The following is a 3,758-nucleotide window of genomic DNA, read 5'->3' on the forward strand; positions in this document are numbered from 1 at the left end:
GCCCCGCACGGCTGCCCAGCCCATCAGCGCGCCCCAGTTGAAGGTGAACCCCAGGAACAGCTGGGGCCACCAGGTCAGCCGCTTCATCAGGGGGTAAAAACCGGCCAGGAACAGGGACGCCGCACCCAGCAGGATCGTGGTCCGGTTGAACTGCATCAGGAAAAAGAATCCCAGCAACAGCTGGACCGCCAGGAACAGCAGGGCCTGGCGGACGCTCACATCTCCCCTGGGCAGGGGGCGGTGGCGGGTGCGCTCGACCCGTGCGTCCAGGTCGCGGTCCATAATGTCGTTGAATGTGCAGCCGGCGCCCCGCATCACCACGGCGGCAAGGCCAAACAGGACGAGCATCAGCAGATGGATGTGACCCTGATTGGCTAACACGACGCCCCACCAGCAGGGAAACAGCAGCAGCCATGTGCCTGTAGGACGGTCCAGCCGGGCGAGCCGGGCATAGGGCCGGAAGGACGGTGGCAGGATCCGGTCAACCCAGTCGCCGGTGCGGATATCCGTATGTCCTCTTGCAGCTGTCATCCGGCCCCCTTTCTCCGGACAGAAATTCTTTCTCCGTGACCTTTGAAAGCTTCAGACAAAGGCTCCACAAAACTTTCCGCCACCTCGTCAGGAGAAGCCAGCATGGCCGGATCCTCGCCCGGAAAAGCCTGGGCGCGCAGGCCCGTGGCCACGTTGCCCGGATCAATCATGTTGACCCGCAGGCGGGTGTTCACTGTCTCGGCCGCATAGAGGGACACCAGCATCTCCAGCGCTGCCTTGCTGGCCGCATAGGCGCCCCAATAGGCCAGAGCCTTCCGGGCCAGTCCTGACGTTACAAACAGGGCCCGACCAGCAGCAGATGCGCGCAGCAGCGGATCCAGCGTGCGGATCAGACGCTGGTTCGCGCCTACGTTCAGGGCCATGACGTGGTCCCAGGTCTTTGGATCGTAATGGGCCACAGGACTGAGCGGCCCCAGCATGGCGGCATTCCCCACCAGGATGTCCAGCCGGCCAAAGCGCTGGTGCACCGTGGGCCCGATCTGGCCGACGTCATCACCCTTCAGCAGATCCAGAGGCATGATAGTGGCCGTGCCGCCCGCAGTGCGGATGGAATCATCCACTTCTTCCAGCGCGCCCACCGTGCGGGCCAGAAGGATCACATGGACGTTCTCGCGCGCCAGACGCCTTGCTACAGCAGCCCCGATGCCGCGTGACGCCCCTGTCACAAGCGCTATGCGTTTTTCTGATACGGGACTGTTACTCATGTCCTGCACATGCTGATGCGTGTTTCTGTATCCTCCAGAAAATCCGCCCGGCATCAAGTGGTTTTTCGCTGGCGCCCCGCCAGGTCCAGAATGACATCCGCCATCCGGGCGGACGGGGGCTGCACCCCACCCTGTCCCAGCCAGCCAGCCACCTGGGCCAGCGCCTGTTTCTGGACCGCCCTTGCCTCGCCGCTGTCCAGCAGATGGATGGCAGCCTCTGCAATCCGGTCTGCCCGGCAGTTCTCCTGGAGAAGCTCCGGCATCACCATGCGATCGTGCATGATATTCACCAGACTGACGCATTTCAGCCGCGACAGGCGGCGGACCAGAAACGCGGACAGCGGGTTGATCCGGTAAACAATCACCGCCGGAAGCCCTCCCAGCGCCAGCTCCAGCACCACAGTCCCGGACGCGGCCACAGCCATGTCCGCCGCAGCAAAGGCATCGTACTTGTCCCGGTCGCCCTGCACCACCAGGGCAGGCACAGGCCAGTCCCTCACCGCGTCCTCCACCTGCGCCGCGCCGCGCTCCACGGTGGGTACAATGGCCATCAGGTTCCGGTCTTTCAGCTTGGCCAGCGTATCTTTCAGCACCGGCAGAAGCCGCGTTACCTCACCCCTGCGGCTGCCGGGCAGAACAACCAGAAGCCTTTTTCCGGCCGTCTGCGGATAACGCTGCCGGAAAGCTTCTGCATTTCCCTGTGCGGCTCCGCTCTCCACCAGGGGATGTCCCACAAAGGTACAGGCAAGACCTTCGCGGGTGAAATACGGTGGCTCGAACGGAAACAGGGCCAGAAGGTGATCCAGAAACCGGGCAATCTTCCGGGCCCGGCCGGGCCTCCACGACCAGACCGTGGGCGCAACGCAATGGACCAGGGGAATATCAGGGGCCAGTTTTCTGACCCGGCGGGCGACGCGGAAGCTGAAATCCGGTGCGTCAATGGTCACAACCACATCCGGCTTCTGCTGCAGAATGGCCTGCACAGCCTGACGGATCCGGCGCAGCAGGCGGGGAATGCGCGGCAGAACCTCCGCCAGTCCCATAACGGCCAGATCATCCTGGGGAAAGATCTGCTCCTGCCCCTCGGCCCTCATGCGTTCGCCGCCGATACCGGAAAAACGGATTTTTTCCCCGGCCTGCCCCTTCAGCGACACCATCATCCGCGCACCCAGCAGATCCCCCGACGGTTCGCCAGCGATGAGGAACAGGTTCATGCACCCTGCTCCCTCTCAACGCCCACAACAAACAGGCCATGCCTGTCCGCCTCTGTCACTACAGAGGCCAGATCCAGCACCAGGGCCCCCCCGGCCTCCACGGCGATTCCCGCAAGACCGGCATCGGCACAGGTCTTTACGGTGTCAGGTCCCACAGCGGGCAGGTCCACACGGCGGTCCTGTTGCGGCTTGCTCGCCTTGACCAGGACTCCTCCACCGCCCTCCCGCTTCAGGACGGTACAGCGACGGACCAGCTCCGCCGTGCCCTCGACCCCCTCCACGCCCAGCACAAGCCCCTGCTGCACAACAGCGGCCTGGCCAACGTCCAGCCGGCCCAGCGCGCGCACTACCTCCATGCCGCGGCGGATATCAGTCCACGCAGCCTCATCGGGCCTTACACTCCCCCACACACCGGCAGGGGCCAGCAGGGTGCCCAGAATGTCATGGGCCGCCACAACACGAAATCCTTCGCCCTCAAATTCTTTCGCCACAGCAGACAGAAGGCCGTCATCACCCAGGGCGCGCAGGCCGATGCGGGCAAGAAATTTTGCAGCCCGCCAGTCGGGTTTCAGCTCGGCCAGTGAAGGCCGGCGCACATGCCCTGCCATAACCAGCTCTGTCACACCTTCCTGTCGCAGACGACCGAGAATATCTCCCCAGGCTCCCAGACGCACCCAGGCATAGGGAAGACCTTCCATCAGGGCCCGATCGGCATGCCCCTCAAATCCCAGGATAAAAAATGACCGCCCCTGCGTGCGACAGGCCTCCACCAACCGCCGCGGCAGATCCCCTCCCCCCGCCAGAATGCCAAGATTTTCAGCCATCGATCGTCCCCAGTACTGCGGCCTCAAACGCCTGCGGATTTTCCGCAAAGGGATAATGGGCCGCCCCGGGTATTACACATACCCTTTTTGCGGCGGAACACAAAGCCGTCAGGTCGCCCACCCGGATATAGTCATCCTCCCCCAGGATCACTGTGGATTTTCCCCCAGGGGTCCTTACTGTTTCAGAAAAATCATATGCAGAAAATAAATGGCTCAGCCTGTCCGCCACCAGGACACGGAATCCGGTGTCGAAGCCTTCCGGGATCTCCCGTCTGGCAAAATACCAAGGGGCAATACAGCGGAAGGGATCCTCACCCTTATCCCTCCCGGTTTTCCGGATCCTGTCCTTGATGCTTTCAAATTCAGCCAGTGCCGCAGGCGGTATCCGCTGCGCAAGGCGCTTCCCGGCCTGCGCCAGCTCTGCCGAGGTCAGGGGCATGGGGCAAATCCACAGGATATGTCCC

General features: G+C 63.2%; 5 protein-coding genes. All 5 read right to left on the reverse strand.

What is annotated here, in order from left to right; all coding sequences use genetic code 11:
- The coding region (locus M3O22_08840) for a UbiA family prenyltransferase (protein ID MDP9196847.1) at window positions 1-531 on the reverse strand (531 nt) is incomplete at its 3' end.
- Window positions 528-1,256, reverse strand: coding sequence for an SDR family NAD(P)-dependent oxidoreductase (locus M3O22_08845; protein ID MDP9196848.1), 729 nt, complete (start codon window positions 1,254-1,256; stop codon window positions 528-530). The genes M3O22_08840 and M3O22_08845, both read right to left, overlap by 4 nt.
- A gap of 53 nt (window positions 1,257-1,309) precedes the next feature.
- Window positions 1,310-2,470 carry a lipid-A-disaccharide synthase gene (gene lpxB, locus M3O22_08850; GenBank protein MDP9196849.1) on the reverse strand — a complete coding sequence of 387 codons (1,161 nt, stop codon included), beginning with the start codon at window positions 2,468-2,470 and terminating at the stop codon, window positions 1,310-1,312.
- On the reverse strand, window positions 2,467-3,294 hold the full coding sequence (gene lpxI, locus M3O22_08855; GenBank protein ID MDP9196850.1) for a UDP-2,3-diacylglucosamine diphosphatase LpxI: 828 nt from the start codon (window positions 3,292-3,294) through the stop codon (window positions 2,467-2,469). The genes lpxB and lpxI overlap by 4 nt, the downstream gene beginning before the upstream one ends.
- Window positions 3,287-3,758 (reverse strand): alpha/beta hydrolase (locus tag M3O22_08860; GenBank protein MDP9196851.1); only part of this gene is annotated, 472 nt, incomplete at its 5' end. The genes lpxI and M3O22_08860, both read right to left, overlap by 8 nt.

It is taken from the genome of Pseudomonadota bacterium (genome assembly GCA_030775045.1).
In the GTDB taxonomy this organism is placed as follows: Bacteria; Pseudomonadota; Alphaproteobacteria; order JALYJY01; family JALYJY01; genus JALYJY01.